At 36.8% G+C, this 15,193-nt stretch carries 17 protein-coding genes and 1 tRNA gene; 14 read left to right on the plus strand and 4 right to left on the minus strand.

Going from position 1 to position 15,193, the window contains the following annotated elements; genetic code table 11:
- Position 1: 1 nt before the first annotated feature.
- The 5 genes from nrdR to nusB all read left to right on the plus strand — a co-directional run bounded on the left by nrdR (position 2) and on the right by nusB (position 3,216).
- Positions 2-484 carry a transcriptional regulator NrdR gene (nrdR, locus tag ACFIO5_RS06965; RefSeq protein ID WP_375633149.1) on the plus strand — a complete coding sequence of 161 codons (483 nt, stop codon included), beginning with the start codon at positions 2-4 and terminating at the stop codon, positions 482-484.
- Positions 477-1,607, plus strand: a complete 1,131-nt coding sequence (gene ribD / locus ACFIO5_RS06970; protein ID WP_375633148.1) for a bifunctional diaminohydroxyphosphoribosylaminopyrimidine deaminase/5-amino-6-(5-phosphoribosylamino)uracil reductase RibD — start codon at positions 477-479, stop codon at positions 1,605-1,607. Before nrdR ends, ribD begins: the two co-directional genes overlap by 8 nt.
- Positions 1,589-2,206 (plus strand): riboflavin synthase, encoded by a 618-nt coding sequence (locus ACFIO5_RS06975; RefSeq protein ID WP_375633147.1) that lies wholly within the window; start codon positions 1,589-1,591, stop codon positions 2,204-2,206. Before ribD ends, ACFIO5_RS06975 begins: the two co-directional genes overlap by 19 nt.
- An 81-nt stretch (positions 2,207-2,287) precedes the next feature.
- Positions 2,288-2,743, plus strand: coding sequence for a 6,7-dimethyl-8-ribityllumazine synthase (locus ACFIO5_RS06980; RefSeq protein WP_375611572.1), 456 nt, complete (start codon positions 2,288-2,290; stop codon positions 2,741-2,743).
- Positions 2,744-2,745: 2 nt separating this feature from the next.
- Positions 2,746-3,216, plus strand: a complete 471-nt coding sequence (gene nusB / locus ACFIO5_RS06985; RefSeq protein ID WP_015856452.1) for a transcription antitermination factor NusB — start codon at positions 2,746-2,748, stop codon at positions 3,214-3,216.
- A gap of 75 nt (positions 3,217-3,291) precedes the next feature.
- Here nusB and ACFIO5_RS06990 read toward each other — a convergent pair whose 3' ends face one another.
- Complete coding sequence (locus ACFIO5_RS06990) at positions 3,292-3,771, minus strand: outer membrane protein assembly factor BamE (RefSeq protein WP_375618522.1); 480 nt, start codon at positions 3,769-3,771, stop codon at positions 3,292-3,294.
- Positions 3,772-3,992: 221 nt separating this feature from the next.
- Here ACFIO5_RS06990 and ACFIO5_RS06995 point away from each other — a divergent pair, with 221 nt between their 5' ends.
- From ACFIO5_RS06995 to ACFIO5_RS07015, 5 genes are all read left to right on the plus strand, one after another.
- On the plus strand, positions 3,993-4,550 hold the full coding sequence (locus ACFIO5_RS06995; protein WP_375618504.1) for a YceD family protein: 558 nt from the start codon (positions 3,993-3,995) through the stop codon (positions 4,548-4,550).
- Positions 4,551-4,699: 149 nt separating this feature from the next.
- Entirely contained in the window at positions 4,700-5,770 is a 1,071-nt protein-coding gene (gene plsX / locus ACFIO5_RS07000; protein WP_375618503.1) for a phosphate acyltransferase PlsX, read from the plus strand.
- Positions 5,771-5,819: 49 nt separating this feature from the next.
- Positions 5,820-6,794 (plus strand): beta-ketoacyl-ACP synthase III, encoded by a 975-nt coding sequence (locus ACFIO5_RS07005; RefSeq protein ID WP_375607115.1) that lies wholly within the window; start codon positions 5,820-5,822, stop codon positions 6,792-6,794.
- 77 nt (positions 6,795-6,871) lie between these two features.
- Positions 6,872-7,186, plus strand: a complete 315-nt coding sequence (locus ACFIO5_RS07010; RefSeq protein ID WP_375633144.1) for an integration host factor subunit alpha — start codon at positions 6,872-6,874, stop codon at positions 7,184-7,186.
- Between the two features lie 196 nt (positions 7,187-7,382).
- A complete protein-coding gene (locus ACFIO5_RS07015) occupies positions 7,383-7,886 on the plus strand; it encodes a MerR family transcriptional regulator (protein ID WP_375633143.1) in 504 nt (167 codons plus the stop codon).
- 1,047 nt (positions 7,887-8,933) lie between these two features.
- Here the strand turns inward: ACFIO5_RS07015 and thrS are convergent.
- The 3 genes from thrS to ACFIO5_RS07030 form a co-directional block, all read right to left on the minus strand.
- Positions 8,934-10,910, minus strand: a complete 1,977-nt coding sequence (thrS, locus tag ACFIO5_RS07020) for a threonine--tRNA ligase (RefSeq protein WP_375636985.1) — start codon at positions 10,908-10,910, stop codon at positions 8,934-8,936.
- 112 nt (positions 10,911-11,022) lie between these two features.
- Complete coding sequence (gene yidD / locus ACFIO5_RS07025; protein ID WP_375633141.1) at positions 11,023-11,373, minus strand: membrane protein insertion efficiency factor YidD; 351 nt, start codon at positions 11,371-11,373, stop codon at positions 11,023-11,025.
- On the minus strand, positions 11,374-11,802 hold the full coding sequence (locus ACFIO5_RS07030) for an iron-sulfur cluster assembly scaffold protein (protein WP_375634486.1): 429 nt from the start codon (positions 11,800-11,802) through the stop codon (positions 11,374-11,376).
- A 125-nt stretch (positions 11,803-11,927) separates the two neighbouring features.
- Here ACFIO5_RS07030 and folE point away from each other — a divergent pair, with 125 nt between their 5' ends.
- From folE to ACFIO5_RS07050, 4 genes are all read left to right on the plus strand, one after another.
- Complete coding sequence (folE, locus tag ACFIO5_RS07035) at positions 11,928-12,539, plus strand: GTP cyclohydrolase I FolE (protein ID WP_375633139.1); 612 nt, start codon at positions 11,928-11,930, stop codon at positions 12,537-12,539.
- Between the two features lie 137 nt (positions 12,540-12,676).
- Positions 12,677-12,761: transfer RNA gene (locus ACFIO5_RS07040), tRNA-Leu, on the plus strand.
- 192 nt (positions 12,762-12,953) lie between these two features.
- Positions 12,954-14,126 carry an alpha/beta hydrolase gene (locus tag ACFIO5_RS07045; RefSeq protein ID WP_375618498.1) on the plus strand — a complete coding sequence of 391 codons (1,173 nt, stop codon included), beginning with the start codon at positions 12,954-12,956 and terminating at the stop codon, positions 14,124-14,126.
- Positions 14,127-14,263: 137 nt separating this feature from the next.
- Positions 14,264-14,770: a hypothetical protein gene (locus ACFIO5_RS07050; RefSeq protein WP_015856440.1), complete on the plus strand. Its 507-nt coding sequence runs from the start codon at positions 14,264-14,266 to the stop codon at positions 14,768-14,770.
- Positions 14,771-15,193 lie beyond the last annotated feature (423 nt).

The raw sequence follows: 15,193 nt of genomic DNA on the forward strand, positions 1-15,193 counted from the left end.
GATGCGCTGTCCTTACTGCCAATATGAGGATACACAGGTCAAAGACTCACGTCCAGCAGAAGAGGGGGCAGTGATTCGCCGCCGCCGTGTGTGTTCCGTTTGTGGTGGTCGTTTTACAACTTTTGAACGTGTTCAGTTGCGTGAGCTCTTGGTTGCTAAAAAAAGTGGACGATGTGAACTCTTCGATCGTGATAAGTTAATGCGATCAGTTGATGTGGCTGTACGTAAGCGCAATATTGATCCTGATCATATTGAACGAGCAATTTCTGGCATTGTACGCCAGCTTGAAAGTTTGGGAGAACCAGAGATTGCTTCAGAAAAAATTGGGCATCTTGTGATGGAAGCATTGAAAAGAATTGATGATATTGCTTATATTCGTTTTGCTTCTGTGTATCGAGATTTTCGTAATGCAAGCGATTTTCACGATGTTATAGATGAATTGTCAAAGGGTATCGCGGATACAGAATCTCGTTTTGATGAATAAAAAAGTGCAAGATGAACGGTTTATGGCTGCAGCTATTCGTTTAGCAGAACGTCATGTCGGTCTTACAGGTGAGAATCCTTCCGTTGGTACGTTAATTGTGCGAAACGATAATGGTGCTGTGGGGGCTTTTATTGTTGGCTATGGCGTAACAGCTATTCATGGGAGTCCTCATGCGGAAGTGCAAGCTTTACACATGGCAGGTTCTTTGGCTCAAGGAGCGACTGCTTATGTTACTTTAGAACCTTGTGCGCATTATGGAAAAACTTCGCCGTGTGTGAATGCGCTTATTGATTCAGGTGTTTCTCGAGTTGTTGTTGCGCTGACTGATTGTGACAAGCGTGTTGATGGTCATGGTATTGCTCTTTTACGAGCAGCGGGTATTGAAGTGGTTGAGGGCATTTTAGCTGAAGAGGCTTTTGAATCCTTATGGACGCATTGGTGCATAAGGAAGATACAACGCTGTGCGGTCACTTTTAAAATGGCAATTTCTGCCGATAATGGTGTTGGAAAAAGAGAGAAGGGCAGCGTAAAAATTAGTGGAACACTTTCTCATGCTCATACGCATATTCTACGTGCTCAAAATAATGCTATCCTCGTTGGTATTGGTACTATATTAGCAGATGATCCACAACTCAATTGCCGCTTGCCAGGGATGGAAATGCGCTCACCAATTCGTATTATTTTGGATGCAGATTTATCTATCCCCCTTGATGCAAAAGTTGTCCAAACAGCCATAAAAATTCCTACATGGGTTATTTGTGATGTGGATCTTTCAAAGAAAAGCAAAAAAAATGCATTGGAGCAATATGGTGTGTCTGTTTATTCGGTCGAGATGAACAATGGTTGTGTAGAACCCTTTGCTCTTTTACAGATGCTTTATAAACATGGGATTAATAGTGTTTTATTGGAAGGGGGCGTCAAGACAGGGGAAAAATTTTTGAATGCTGGTTGTGTTGATCATTTGATATGTTTTCATACCCCTATTGTTTTAGGCAAAAATCGTATTGAAGCCCCTCATTTTGGAAATTATCTCTCGCAGTTTCATGAGATTGAGACAAGAATGTTTGGAAATGACCGTTTTTATAAGTGGAGACGTAAGACATTATGTTCACAGGAATTATAACGGATATTGGTTGTGTTGAAGATGTTCAACCTTTAAAGCAGGGGATGCGTTTAAAGATTTCTACCCGCTATGCTATAGAAAGCTTAGCAATTGGCGCGTCAATTGCTTGTTCAGGAATTTGTCTGACAATTGTAGAGCGAGGATTAAAGCAAGAAGATACCAATTGGTTTGTTGTTGAGGCGTGGGAAGAAACATTACGTTTAACGAATCTTGCACAATGGATAAAAGGAACTTTTGTTAATTTGGAACGTTCGCTTCGATTGGGTGATGAAATGGGAGGACATTTAGTTTCTGGTCATATTGATGGTTTGGCTGAAATCATTGATCAAAAAAATGAAGGGGATGCAATTCGTTTTTATTTAAAAGTTTCAAGACAATTTATGCCTTTCATTGTTAATAAGGGATCTATTGCACTTAATGGGACATCTTTGACTGTTAATGGTGTTGAGGATTGTGTTTTTGATGTTCTTATTATTCGCCATACACTTGAAATGACAACGTGGGGACAAGCTAAAATTGGAGATCGGGTCAATTTGGAAATTGATCAACTTGCTCGTTATGCTGCAAAACTTTTTGCTTTAAAAAGAGAAGATGAATAAGCCAACACTCTATTGATCGTTTTCAGAATTTTATGCTTTATAACTTTGATTTTTTTGATTCGTTTTTTGTGGAATTCCATTATGATGAAAGAGATAGGTAAAAAGCCTCACGTATTGATTGTTGAGGCACGTTTTTATGAGGGGATTTCTGATGCACTTTTGAGAGGTGCAGTGAATACTTTGCAAAAAGCTGAAGCAAGTTATGATGTTGTAACGGTTCCTGGAGCATTAGAAATACCAAGTGCAATAGCTTTTGCTGAACAAAACAAGATATCGTATGATGGTTATGTTGCTCTTGGTTGTGTTATTCGAGGTGAAACATATCACTTTGAAATTGTTGCTAATGATTCTTGTCGTGCATTGATGGATTTAACTGTTCATCAGCACTTGGCTATTGGAAATGGTATTTTGACTGTTGAAAACGAAGAACAAGCATGGGTGCGTGCAAAATTAGATGACAAAAATAAAGGTGGTTTTGCGGCTGAAGCTGCTTTATGTATGATCGCTCTAAAAAAGAGATTTGGAGATAATCGTTAAATATGGCTGATATAAAAAGCAGACATTTTCCGCGTTCAGCCAATAAACGTGGAGCAGCAAGACTCGCTGCAGTTCAAGCACTCTATCAAATGGATATCGTGGGTTCGGGGGTGATGGAAACGGCAGCTGAGTATGAGGCTTATCGTTTGGGAAAAGATATTGATGGAGACCAATATCTTGAAGCTGATTTTCAATGGTTTTTGGCTATTATAACGGGTGTTGTAAAAGATCAAAAGCAGCTTGATCCTCTGCTTCATCAACAGCTTTCTGCAGAGTGGTCTCTTTCACGTCTTGATTCTATATTGCGAGCAATTTTACGAGCAGGTTTATGGGAGTTGATCAACCGTAAAGATGTTCCCGTTGCGGTTGTCATGAATGAGTATGTTGACATAGCAAAGGCGTTTTTTGAAGGTGATGAGCCAAAACTTGTTAATGCAGTTCTTGACAGTATGGCAAAAAAAGTTCGCCTCTAAGAGTTACAAATCCCCCTATTATAGATCTGATATTATCAGACCTATAATATTGAAACGGTATGCAGACTATATAATTCAGTTATGGGGTGGCAAATTCGCAGGGCCTTTTATAATTTGAATTAAGAAAGGATGTTCTTTTGTTACAGTTGGCGTTGTTTGTGTAATAAAATCAAACACTTGACCGTCTTGTAATCCGTAATTTGCAACTTTTGCAACCTGATTATTTTTATTGAAGTAAATGGCTAAAACTTTGCGATCAATAATCTTTGTTTTCATAAACTGCATCCCACGATAACGTGTCTGTGAGATGTAATAAAAAACTTCATTATCATATTTTGTTTTTAATGAGGGGGTCCCTAAAGTTAAAAGAACTTGCTCTTGACTTGAGCCAATAGAGATAGAACTTAGAGCATTTTTATCAAGAACATAGCCTTCTCTATAAATTTGGCTCGAACCTGAAGAATCAAGAAGGCTACACCCAGAAAGCATTCCTATGCTTGCTATTGATAGACCAATCAATAATTTACGTTTGATTAAGGCTATTATGTGAGGCATTTGAAACAATAGTATCTCCTTTTTATACTGAGATGTAGGACAAGAAGGCAACCTCAAGTTTTTTCTAATTTTAACTTAATCTACCGTAGCTTACACTGAGTTTCCCTGTTATAAAGCAAATTATGCCATATAGAATTTCTTTAGAAAAGAAAAAAATGCATAAATACTTGAGATAAATAAAAACATAGTGCTTTACGCGTTTTTATGTTTGGGAGTTGTCAATGAATGTTCAAAATGTTCCTCAAATGACATTTGCTTTGGCTTATCCAATATCTGTACGTTCTCTACCTGCTAAAGGTATAAGGGTTCATTTTTGTGCAAACAAAAAAGAATGTACACATTTAGCCCAGAACCATGATTTAATTGAAGTAAAATCTTGTGAGGGAAAATTCCATATTTTCCCGTGGAAAAAACGCGGAGTGCGTATAAAAGGTCTGTTGCAAGCGCGTATACTACAGTTATGTGTTGTTACATTAGAACCATTAGAAAATATCCTTTGTGAAAATATTGAGGTTGTTTTTGTTCCTGAAGATTCAAATTTGATGAAGCCCAAAATATCAGAGGATACAGGGGAATTGTTTTTAGATGTGGAGGGGCTTGATACTCCTGAAGTATTTTATGATGATAAAATTGATATTGGCGCAATCATGGAAGAGTTTTTTGAGTTGTCTATTAATCATTATCCACGTAAAGAAGGGATAAAGATGAATATGGGTGAAAATTTAGAAGAAGCAGAGCGAAAATTCTCTCCATTTTCTGTTTTGAAAAATTGGAAGTGATTGTAAAAACATACAAAAAATATCTATTGTATGCTAAACGGTATTTTCTGCGAAGCGATTTTCGCAAGATGTGCTGTGTGAGTATTCAGGAGCCAAAAATCATAATATGTATTTAAAGATGTAAATGAAAAGATGTGGGATATGCAAGCGTGATTAGAATTTCTGTGGATGTCATGGGCGGTGATTACGGTCCAGAAGCAGCTATTGCAGGAGCAGCAATTGTACAAAAATATTTATCAAATATTTATTTTCTATTTTATGGAGTAGAGGAGGCTGTTCGTCCGGTTTTAAAAAAATATCCCTGTTTGGATTCTGTATCGCGCTTTTGCCCTACAGAAAGTTATACACGCATGGATGAAAAGCCAAGCCAAGCACTTCGTAATGGACGTGGTAAATCATCAATGTGGTACGCCATTGAAGCGGTAAAAAATGGTGAAGCTGATGCTTGCATTTCTGCTGGTAATACGGGTGCACTCATGGCCATGTCTTATTTTTGTTTGAAAATGCTTGCAGAGGCTGAACGTCCTGGTATTGCGGGTATCTGGCCAACACTGCGCAGTGAGAGTATTGTTTTAGATATTGGAGCAACAATTGGTGCCTCTGCTAGTCAGTTGGTTGATTTGGCGGTTATGGGAGCAGGTATGTTTCGCGCTTTATATCACACTGAAAGACCAAGTGTTGGGCTTTTAAATGTGGGGGTGGAAGAGGTTAAAGGACTTTATGAAATAAAAAAAGCAGGAATGATATTGCGTGAAGTGCAATTAGAAGGATTGGAATATAAAGGATTTGTTGAGGGCAATGACATTGGAAAAGGAACAGTCGATGTTGTTGTGACAGAGGGGTTTTCTGGTAATATTGCTTTAAAAACCGCAGAAGGAACCGCGCGACAGATAGGAGAGATTTTAAACTCTGCAATGCGCAGTTCTTTTTTAACATCTCTTGGTTATTTTTTATCACGGGGTGCTTTTCGTATACTGAAACATAAAATGGATCCTGATAGGGTGAATGGAGGAGTGCTTTTAGGTTTGAATGGTGTTGTTATAAAAAGTCATGGCAGTGCTAATGCTAATGGCTTTGCTTCTGCTATCCGCGTTGGTTATAAAATGGTTAATAATGGACTTTTACAAAAAATAACGGCTGATTTACGGCGATTTCATGAAAATAAAGAAACACTTTTTGACCAAGAAGATGAAGCGGTGATGAATGGAGAGTCCTTATGATAAGCTCTTATAATAGAAATGAAAAATTTGAAGAAAAGGTAAGAGCTGAATGATTCGGTCAATTATACGTGGTGTAGGAAGTGCTTTGCCGAAAAGAAGTTTATCAAATGATGAGATTGCAAAGTTTGTTGAAACGTCAGATTCATGGATTGTTCAGCGTACAGGAATACGCCAACGTTATATTGCCAGTGAAAATGAAACAACTGTTTCTTTAGGAGTTGAGGCTGCGCAAGCAGCACTTACAAATGCTGGTTTAACAATAAAAGACATCGATTGTATTATTTTAGCAACGTCTACCCCGAATCGTACTTTTCCTGCTTCTGCTGTTGAAATTCAGCATGCTTTGGGAATGAGCCATGGATTTGCTTTTGATATTCAAGCTGTTTGCTCTGGTTTTATTTTTGCTTTAACAACAGGAGATTCTTATTTACGGTGTGGGGGAGCTAAAAGAATTTTAGTTATTGGATCCGATACATTTTCTCGAATTTTAGATTGGGAAGATCGTACGACATGTGTTTTGTTTGGTGATGGTGCGGGTGCTGTTATTTTGGAAGCACAAGAAACTGAGGGGGATATTGCTTTTGAGCGTGGTATATTGTCTGCGAAATTGCGCTCTAATGGTGCTTATATAGATAAGCTATATGTTGATGGTGGACCTTCAACAACACAAACGACAGGCTATTTGCGTATGGAAGGACGAGAAGTTTTTAAATATGCTGTTGGTATGATAACGGATGTGGTTGATGATTGTTTTGCAGCTGCAGGTATGGATTCTTCACAACTAGATTGGTTTGTACCTCATCAGGCTAATAAGCGCATTATTGAAGCATCTGCTAAAAAGCTAGGAATTTCACTAGATAAAGTTGTGATTACCGTTGATCAACATGGTAATACGTCTGCTGCATCAGTTCCGTTGGCTTTAACAACAGCTGTTTGCGATGGAAAAATAAAAGAAGGAGATCTTATCATGTTAGAAGCCATGGGAGGTGGATTTACATGGGGAGCAATTCTTATTCGTTGGTAAATTATGGCTACTTGACCATATTTCAAGAAAACGTATAAGTCATTTTGTAATTTTTAATATTTTAATAGGTGGTTATAATGACAAGTAAGACAGTAACGCGTGCAGATTTAGCGAGCGTAGTTTGTAAAAGAGTGGGCTTGTCACATACTGAATCAGCAGCTTTAGTCGAATTGGTTTTGGATGAGATTTGCAACTCACTTGTAAGAGGTGAAGCGGTTAAATTATCTTCTTTTGCAACTTTTCAGGTTCGCAGTAAAAATGAACGTGTTGGACGCAATCCAAAAACAGGTGTTGAAGCACCTATTCCGCCGCGACGTGTTGTGACGTTTAAGGCTGCCAATGTTCTTAAACAGAGAATTTTAGATTCGTATCGTGCAAAACAGAAAAAATGATATCTCATAAATAAATGCCATGGTATGTTTGGTATTTGTTAAAGAAATGTATAAAATAAGGGTCTTTGTTTTTTAGAAAAAGACTGGTGAGGAAGGTGTCAATGATGGTCTTATTTTTGACTAATCTTGTTGAGAAATTGAGACAGAATGAGTCATTGTAAAGTAATTTATTTTGTTTTAAATAAGGTGTTACAAAATGGATAAAAGCTCTGATGCTTTTCGCACAATTAGCGAAGTAGCGGAGTTATTGGAGCTTCCGCAGCATGTCTTAAGATTTTGGGAAACACGTTTTAGGCAGATTAAACCAATGAAACGTGGGGGAGGAAGGCGCTATTATCGTCCGGTCGATGTTGATTTGCTCAATGGTATTAAGCAGTTACTATATGATCAAGGTTATACGATAAAAGGTGTGCAACGCCTTTTGAAAGAAAATGGTGTTGCTTTTGTAACTGCATTGGGTAATGGTGATCTTGATGCTATGAATGTGGTCATAGAGAAGAAACATGCAGGACAAACTTCTGAAAATGCTAGCAATAAGCCTAAGAAATCTTCTTTTGGGCTTTTGAGTTTCATGAGGAGTGAAGGAGAAACATCTGTCGGTTCTGTGAATCTTTACAAAGATAAAACTGATAAAGCATTGTTACAAGAAATTCTGTTTGAACTCATTGAATGTAAGCGTGTTCTTGATAGAGCACGATAATAATATTTTTTTGTTTTATATGTGTTTCGTAGATATTTAGATGTTTTATGGATGTGCCCAGAATTTTATACGTTCAACGAGTAGTCATATATCGTATGTGTATATTTAACGAGTTTTTTATAAGAGTTTTTCATTTGGTAAAACATGAAGAAGAGAAAGAATAAACGCTGAGTTTTGCCATTTTTTGATTTGGCTTTATAAAAATTAAGGCAATATCTCATCAGTGTAGATTGCGGGATGTAGAATGCCATTAGCTTACCAATTCATGTGCTTGTTTTAAAGAGATGTTTCTTAAGGCTTCTTAATCTTATTTTACCATAATGCCTCGTGAATGATTAATGGTAAACTCGTTGAGTACCGCTATTTTTATACTTATGAAGGTTCAAGTCGGCATCATCATTATAGTTATAGCCTGTTCTCAATGACTGCAACAATCCTTAGCACTTTAGGCGGCTCATTGTAGGCATTTTAAAAGTCCTTTCTCAATAATTTTTATCCATACACTCATTCCGCTTGTTTCGTGCAAGCAAATGATTTTGATAGATTCAACATAAACATATTAAAAATAAGAGAAGCCTATGATATTCGAAACCTTATTTAATATGAATAACGATATATTATCATTATAAATCAATATCTTGTCCTTTTTTATAAGGGCTTATCTTACGAATAAGAAATATCATTGTTCAGCTAATTTTACATATTTTTTATTAATAAATATAATCTTGTTTTCAGTTTTCTTGCTTGATGTTGCTATAATTATTGTAATGATCTATCCATGATAGTAGCAGAATCTTTTCATTATAAAGGTAAAAGATTAATGTTATTATTAATATTCAATTGTCTATGATTTTTGCATTTAAACAGCTCATAGCTTACATTCAACTTTTTCACCAATCCACCTTGTAGAGAGAGAGCACGTTACTCTTTCTGATGATAGGTCATTGTGCATGAAACAAAAACACACTACAATATCAAATTATTTCATTTTGTACAAAAACTGAAGATTTATAGTAAAAAATTAACGTATTACCATCTTCTGTGATATTATGCATTTATGACACGTTGCAAATCTGGAGGTGTTGCTTCATTTGAGAGTTGTTTAATCACATCTTCTACAGATAAAAGGGTTTGATTTGTACTTCCTAAGCGGCGTATATTTACGCTGTTTGTTTCAGCTTCACGTTTGCCACATACCAAAATTACGGGGACTTTTTGTAAAGAATGTTCTCGTATTTTATAGTTAATTTTTTCATTGCGGAGATCTATTGTTGCGGAAAGCCCAACAGCTTTAAGTTTTGCTGTTATTTTTTGGGCATATTCATTTGCTTCGGATGTAATTGTTACAACAACAATTTGTTCAGGAGCAAGCCAAAGTGGCATATGTCCAGCAAAATTTTCGATTAATATACCAAGAAAACGCTCCATTGATCCCAAAATAGCACGGTGGATCATAACAGGTTGACGTTTTTCTGAATCTTTATCAATATAGAATGCACCAAAACGTTCAGGGAGATTAAAGTCTATTTGTGTTGTTCCACATTGCCATTCACGACCGATAGCATCCTTTAATGTATATTCAAATTTTGGACCATAAAATGCTCCTTCACCTGGAAGGATGCTTGTTTTGATTTGTCCTGCAAATTTTGTTTCAATCGTTTTAAGGACAGATTCCATGATACTTTCTGCATGATCCCATAATGCATCAGATCCAACTCGTTTTTCTGGACGTGTTGAAAGCTTAAGACTAATTTCTTTAAAACCAAAATCAGCATAAGTTGATAAAATAAGATCATTAATACTGAGACATTCATCGGCTAATTGTTCATCAGTACAAAAAATATGCGCATCATCTTGTGTAAAACCACGCACACGCATAAGACCATGTAAAGAGCCTGAAGGCTCATAACGATGAACAAGTCCAAATTCAGCAAGTCTAATAGGCAAATCACGATAAGATTTTAAACCATGTTTAAAAATTTGCACATGACCAGGGCAATTCATTGGTTTAAGGGCATAAACATTCCCATGATCTGAATCTTCTGCTGCTGAAATTACTTTGAACATATTCTCCTTATACCAACCCCAATGGCCAGATATTTCCCAGAGTGACCTATCGAGAACTTGTGGTGCATTAACTTCAGCATATTGATGATCATCAAGGCGTCTACGCATATAGCTGATCAAATTTTGGAACATTTTCCAACCTTTTTTGTGCCAAAAAATCATTCCTGGCCCTTCTTCTTGAAAGTGAAATAAGTCCATTTCACGTCCCAAGCGGCGATGATCACGTTTTTCAGCTTCTTCTAGCATATGGAGGTAGGCTTTTAAGTCATTTTCATTTGCAAATGCTGTTCCATAAATTCTCGTGAGCATTGGATTATTGGCATCGCCACGCCAATAAGCTCCTGCAACTTTCATTAATTTGAAAGCATTCCCAATTTGCCCTGTAGATTGCATGTGCGGTCCGCGACAAAGATCAAACCACTCCCCTTGATAATAAACTTTTAAATCTTGATTTTCAGGAATGCTATCAATAAGTTCAACTTTATAAAATTCTTTTTTCTCAGAAAAAACTTTTCTTGCTTTTTCACGAGACCAAATTTCTTTTCTAAAAGGTTTATTGCGTTGGATAATTTCACGCATTTTCTGTTCAATGACGGTGAGATCATCTAATGTAAAAGGTTGTTGGCGTGCAAAATCATAATAGAATCCATTCTCAATGACAGGACCTATTGTTACTTGCGTTTCAGGAAAGAGCTCTTGCACTGCTTCAGCAAGGACATGGGCGCAATCATGCCTTATGAGCTCAAGAGCGCGTGAATCTTCTCGGGTAATAATCTCTACTTGACCAGATTGTCCCAATGGATCCGATAAGTCTCGCGTGATACCATCAAGACTATAGGCGACTGCTTTTTTTGCAAGTGATTTAGAAATAGATTCTGCTAATTCCAAGCCTGTCATTTCGGCGGGGTAATTACGTTTTGAACCATCGGGAAAAAAAAGAGAAATAGAGCAAGACATAAAAACACCCTTTTAATCCAATTCCGCTAACGATTGCGGATGGTTTCGTGAAAATTGAGTAAAAAGCTTATAGACTAATTTTTTTATCAATACATGTGAAAAAAGAAAAGGATTATTTGTTGTGTTTGTCAGAAATTTTCCAGTAACACCAAGGTTTATAAAAACAGCAAGAATTTCCAAGCGATGGAGGGACTGGATCAAAGCCATCTGTTCCAAAGGGTCCACAACGCATGATACGAAAGAGTCCCATCCATGCACCAGCCCAAAGCCCATGGCGTGCAATCGCTTCATATGTATATTCTGAACAAGTCGGGGCATGGCGGCACTGATTACCTATAAGGCTCGAAAGTGTTATTTGATAGAAACGTATTAAGAAAACACCCAATAATCGTCCGGGCGTTTTTTGCCAAGTGCCTGTGTAATTCCGAGTCAACTTTTTTTGTCTAGATTGTGATTTGAACATTTATTTTTCTTCAATTTTTTGAATGCAGTCTATCGTTGCATCAAAGGGTAGTAGTGTTGCTGCATGGCGCACTTTATAGTCTTTAATGGGCTGTAAGCAAGAAAAATCCTCAAATGGAGCTTGAGGAGAAGGACCATTTTGCGTTAGCATTTGGTAGATAACTTCACGCAATATTTTAAGATCTTGAGTTGTTTGTCCGATGATATGAGATGCTAAAAGTGAAGCTGAAGCTTGCCCTAGCACACATACATGTATTTCGTGAGCAAAATCGGTAATAATACCATTTTCCACTTTTAAATCTACAGTGATTGTCGAACCACAAAGGTGTGCATGTTTTCTTGATGTTGCATCAGGATTATTAAGACGCCCAATTTTGCCTATATGTGCAGCATATTTAAGTATTTTATCATTATAGATATTATCAATCATGCGCTATTGCCTGAAATTTTGAGAGTCGTGATTGTTTAAACTTTTAATTCGCTTATATAGAGATTATACAAAATGAGATAGGTATGGAGCAAATGCTTTGTATAGAGTAAGCTTGGAGTTTTTGAATGCGTAATGTTGTTAAAGAAGACACAAATTTATCTGAAGAAAAGCGTCCGAGTATTGAAGAGGTGGAAGAGGCGATTCGTACATTACTCTTATGGATAGGGGAAAATCCAAATAGAGAAGGGCTTTTAGATACTCCAAAACGTATAGCCAAGGCATATCGCGAGCTTTTTAATGGTTATAGTCAATCGGTTAAAGAAACCTTAGGTACAGTTTTTGAAGAGGTTTCAGGATACAATGAAGCCGTAATCGTAAAGAATATACCTTTTTATTCACACTGTGAGCATCACATGATCCCAATTATTGGGAAAGCACATATAGCATATCTTCCTAATGCAAAAATTGTTGGTCTTTCAAAAATTGTACGTGTTGTAGATATTTTTTCTCGTCGTTTACAAACTCAAGAAGCTATGACAGCGCAAGTGGCTCACGCGTTAAAAACGTATCTGAAGCCTCATGGTGTAGCAGTATTGATTGAGGCTGAGCACATGTGTATGGCTATGAGAGGAATCCAAAAACAGGGCTCTACAACAATTACAAAAAACTTTCATGGTTATTATGAAAAAGATCAAGCGGCACAAGCACATTTTATGATGATGGTTCAAAGGTCATAGTAAAGCCCATATTTCTCGTAATCTTTATTAAGTTATAAAGCATCCGGATAAAATAAATTATGAGAAAAAGAAAATTGGCTTGTACCTTTCTTTATGATTTGTTAAAGGCTAAAAACCGAGATTTTTTCTTTCCACGTGCGGTCGTGGCGGAATTGGTAGACGCGCAGCGTTGAGGTCGCTGTGGGGCAACCCGTGGAAGTTCGAGTCTTCTCGACCGCACCAGTTAGCAGTGAGTCTCTCCATAATGAGATGAAGTTATGTTAGAGAGAGGGGATTTATAGGCATTATAGAAAAATCTTTTTTGTATGTTATTTGTTGGTGTGTTGCCAATAATGTTTCGTTTTTATTACTTTATCTATGCATTTGAAATGTTATATTTTTATAAGGTGGGGTGAAGTTGCAGTGAGAAGTATAATGATTCTGAGATATTTAACACTTCTTATTTGTATTTCTTTATTATCAGCGTGTAGTGATTCACGTGCTGTACTTTGGCATGGGGTGCATGCAACACCTTCTATGACTGCCGTAGAAAGGGAAGTTGAAGGGAAACCAGTTTCTCCAAAAGCCATCGTTCCAGTGTATGTTGCAACGAGTCGTATGATGCAAAATAATTACGCTCAACCTTATGGTGCAGAGCGATCAAATAAAGTTCATTATAATCGTGTTGACGTAGGAATTCCTCAGCAACATGTAAAGGGAGTTGTTGAAATAAATGCCTATAAACCTACGCATGATAAGTATTTTGCAGCAGTAGCATTGCAAAAATACGATAATAAAGAACAGTTTAAACAGCGATTAAATGCTGCTTTAGCAAAAAAGCCAAAAGGAAAAAGAGAAATTTTTCTTTTTATCCATGGGTATAATAATAATTTTGCAGATGGTACATTTCGTACAGCACAGTTTACACACGATTATTCTTTAAATGTTGTCGCTGTGCATTATTCTTGGCCTTCGGCCGGATCAGTTCCTCTTTATATTTATGATCGTGACAGTGCTAATTTTGCCCGTGACGGATTGATAGAGCTTTTAACACTTATTAGTGAAACCAATGCTGATCAAATTTCGGTTATTGCACATTCTATGGGCAATTTTGTTATAATGGAAGCATTTAGAACGTTAGCGTTACAGGGAAAATATAGGCCTATTCGTCGTATTACAAGTTTATTAATGGCTGCACCAGATATTGATGTTGATGTATTTGAGCGCCAACTTAATGATATAAAAAAACTCCCGCAGCCAACCGCTATTTTAGTATCCAGAGCGGATAAAGCTCTTGCGGTTTCAGGACGTCTTACGGGTGGACATCATCGTGTGGGCGATGGCTCAGATATTGAAATGTTGCGTAAAAATGGAATAGCTGTTCTTGATTTCTCTCATGTGGATGGGGGGGCACACAATGTCTTTGCATCTTCGCCAACATTGATGGCTCTTTCTCGAGAAGGTTCTTTGGCTTCCACAATTATGCAAGGTACAGAATTGTCACCTAGTCAAGCCCTTCTTGCTGATGGTAGTAGTGTGTTGGAAAAAACAACACATCTTATCCTTTATACACCTGTACGTTTTCTCTCTCCACGGATTCCACGTTGATCGTGAAAAGAGAGAAGAGGCTCCATCGAATAATGTATTGGAGGTAATATTTTTTAGCACTTTCTTTAGAATGGTCTTGTAAAATGAAAAATAAATGGCGGGATGAATGTAAAAAACAGTCATTAGGTGAGTTTGTGATGATTGCACGGAAACGCTATGTTAATACGCCTACAGTTGTTGATTATTTATCTCATTCCGCAATTAAGTTATTAGACATTCATGCTATGCTTGTGAAGGTGAGAAAAGGTGATATGGGGGAAAAACCAAATTTATTGCGTCAAATTGATTCTACAAAAAAACAGTTAGATGAGATAAGCCATGCTCTTATTTTAGAATATCGTAAACGCCAAGAAAATGAGCGTTTTTTAAAACAAATTCTGCTATCCATTTCCGATCAACTTTTTGCACTTAATAATGGTTTTAAGGAAACAGGACGTCTTTTTTTTCAAGAAGTTAGAATACTTCAGTCTCAGATGCAATGTTTGTATGAGGGAAAGGAGAGGCTGCATTTGTTGAATAGCCAAGAATCTTTTTGTTCTCCATCAAAGATTGATGAAGTCATTAAACAGTTACAAAAAGCACGAGAAAAGCTTATTCTTGAAAGCCCACATCTCTTTGAAAAAAGCACAAAAGCTAAACAATGAAAGTTCTTTAGTTGAGCAGATTGATAATTTGAATTTTACAGCAAAAACGCTGTTAGATAGAAGGCTATAACCTTTTTAAAGAAAAGAATTTGCTTTAATAAATGAAACGCATGTATTTTATAATCTCACTCTTTATTGCATTAAAGCTTTAGAAGACTTTGGTTATATCTTTGCTAAAGTTAAGGCTGATGAATTAGGTGGCTTTATTGAAAATAAATGTTTGTGGAAAGAATTTTACAAAAAACTTTCTGATTCTTTTAATAATAGCCCGCCGGATAATTTTACCAATGTTATGAAGTTGTTAGTGTATTCATTAGGCAAATAAAAAGCAAGTAAAATAAAATATTTATGTCTAATATAAGGGAATAGGTGAATCTTGATTCTATTGAGTTTTTTTGCCTCTATCCCTCATCTTTTTGAAGC

Source organism: Bartonella sp. AA86SXKL, from assembly GCF_042196885.1.

Bases quoted from the DNA above. Each gene is read 5' to 3' on its own strand.
- ACFIO5_RS06995 (WP_375618504.1), top strand. From the start codon at position 3,993: ATGAATGTTCAAAATGTTCCTCAAATGACATTTGCTTTGGCTTATCCA.
- yidD (WP_375633141.1), bottom strand. From the start codon at position 11,373: ATGTTCAAATCACAATCTAGACAAAAAAAGTTGACTCGGAATTACACA.
- ACFIO5_RS06975 (WP_375633147.1), top strand. From the start codon at position 1,589: ATGTTCACAGGAATTATAACGGATATTGGTTGTGTTGAAGATGTTCAA.
- ACFIO5_RS07045 (WP_375618498.1), top strand. From the start codon at position 12,954: ATGATTCTGAGATATTTAACACTTCTTATTTGTATTTCTTTATTATCA.
- ACFIO5_RS07050 (WP_015856440.1), top strand. From the start codon at position 14,264: ATGATTGCACGGAAACGCTATGTTAATACGCCTACAGTTGTTGATTAT.
- ACFIO5_RS06980 (WP_375611572.1), top strand. From the start codon at position 2,288: ATGATGAAAGAGATAGGTAAAAAGCCTCACGTATTGATTGTTGAGGCA.
- folE (WP_375633139.1), top strand. From the start codon at position 11,928: ATGCGTAATGTTGTTAAAGAAGACACAAATTTATCTGAAGAAAAGCGT.
- ribD (WP_375633148.1), top strand. From the start codon at position 477: ATGAATAAAAAAGTGCAAGATGAACGGTTTATGGCTGCAGCTATTCGT.
- ACFIO5_RS06990 (WP_375618522.1), bottom strand. From the start codon at position 3,771: ATGCCTCACATAATAGCCTTAATCAAACGTAAATTATTGATTGGTCTA.
- ACFIO5_RS07005 (WP_375607115.1), top strand. From the start codon at position 5,820: ATGATTCGGTCAATTATACGTGGTGTAGGAAGTGCTTTGCCGAAAAGA.
- ACFIO5_RS07030 (WP_375634486.1), bottom strand. From the start codon at position 11,802: ATGATTGATAATATCTATAATGATAAAATACTTAAATATGCTGCACAT.
- nusB (WP_015856452.1), top strand. From the start codon at position 2,746: ATGGCTGATATAAAAAGCAGACATTTTCCGCGTTCAGCCAATAAACGT.
- ACFIO5_RS07010 (WP_375633144.1), top strand. From the start codon at position 6,872: ATGACAAGTAAGACAGTAACGCGTGCAGATTTAGCGAGCGTAGTTTGT.
- ACFIO5_RS07015 (WP_375633143.1), top strand. From the start codon at position 7,383: ATGGATAAAAGCTCTGATGCTTTTCGCACAATTAGCGAAGTAGCGGAG.
- thrS (WP_375636985.1), bottom strand. From the start codon at position 10,910: ATGTCTTGCTCTATTTCTCTTTTTTTTCCCGATGGTTCAAAACGTAAT.
- nrdR (WP_375633149.1), top strand. From the start codon at position 2: ATGCGCTGTCCTTACTGCCAATATGAGGATACACAGGTCAAAGACTCA.